The following is a 1146-nucleotide window of genomic DNA, read 5'->3' as shown; positions in this document are numbered from 1 at the left end:
GCGCCGGCACCGTGCCGCCGATGATCTCGACGGCGGCCATGCCGATGGCGAGCAGGGCCGCGGCCGAACGAATTTTCGTCATGGATTTCAAACGCATTTTCTCTCTCCTTAAGGCTCGATCGAAGTTCAACGGGGGGACGCGGCAAACCGGGCGGTGCCCGCCAGAGCCGCGAGGTGAGCAACCACGAACAGAAAGTGCGCCGCGGTTGTGACGTAGCCGACGACGAGCACGTCGGCGGCGATGAAGAACTGCCAGAACAACAGGTTTGCCGTTCCGAGCAGCATGTGGACGGCAGCCAGGAAGGCATGCCAGGTCCGCGAATAGGCGATGCGCGAGAGCGTGGCCCCGATGATCAGGGCCAGTCCGTGCGCCTCGATGAAGCCGATGCCGGTGCCGGGTGCGTCGGCGAGCAGTATGGCTTCGGCGCCGCGCCCGAAGAAGGAGCCGGCAATGTCGGGGGCGAGCCCGCCGGCCGATGCGACGATCAGGAAGCAGGCGTTGACGCGGATGAGCAGGTTTCCAAAGAACGGGGTCATGGTCGTTTCCCTTCGGTTTCGTGTTTGGCTGCCACGGCGGCATTCCGCCGTGGCTTGTCGGAAAGCGTCGCCGCCTCAGGCGGCGATGGCTTGCGGCTCGGCGATAGCCATGGCGGGCTCGGTGGCGGCTGTCGCTCCGGTCGGCGCCTTGATGCCGAACCAGGTGACGTAGAGCGTCGGCAGGAAGACCAGCGTCAGCACCGTCGCCACCATCAGGCCGCCCATCACCGCATAGGCCATCGGCCCCCAGAATACGGTCGGCGCGATCGGGATCATGCCGAGGATGGCGGCCGCAGCCGTAAGCAGGATAGGCCGCAGCCGGTGCGTGGTGGCGCTGATCACTGCCGCCCAGGGCTCTTCGCCTGCGGCTATATGCTGGTCGATCTGCGCGATCAGGATCACCGAGTTGCGGATCACCATGCCGATCAGCGACATCACCCCGAGGATGGCGACGAAGCCCATCGGTGCGCCGGAGATGAGCAGCGCGCCGGCGACGCCGATCAGCGCCAGCGGTGCGGTGAGCAGCACCAGCACCAGGCGCTGGAAGCTCATCAGCTGGATCATCAGCACGGTCGCCATGATGAACAGCATCAGCGGGAAGACCACGAA

The 1146-nt window shown here is 65.9% G+C and carries 2 protein-coding genes; both read right to left on the bottom strand.

The window, feature by feature from the left end; genetic code table 11:
- Positions 1-126: 126 nt before the first annotated feature.
- Entirely contained in the window at positions 127-537 is a 411-nt protein-coding gene (locus EOA33_RS36405) for a hypothetical protein (RefSeq protein ID WP_127407775.1), read from the bottom strand.
- 75 nt (positions 538-612) lie between these two features.
- A partial coding sequence (locus tag EOA33_RS36400; RefSeq protein ID WP_145989535.1) for an efflux RND transporter permease subunit occupies positions 613-1146 on the bottom strand: 534 nt, incomplete at its 5' end.

It is taken from the genome of Mesorhizobium sp. M4A.F.Ca.ET.050.02.1.1, assembly GCF_003997725.1.
In the GTDB taxonomy this organism is placed as follows: domain Bacteria; phylum Pseudomonadota; class Alphaproteobacteria; order Rhizobiales; family Rhizobiaceae; genus Mesorhizobium.
The sequence above is the reverse complement of the archived record's forward strand: the minus strand, read 5'-3'. Positions and strand labels throughout refer to the sequence as shown.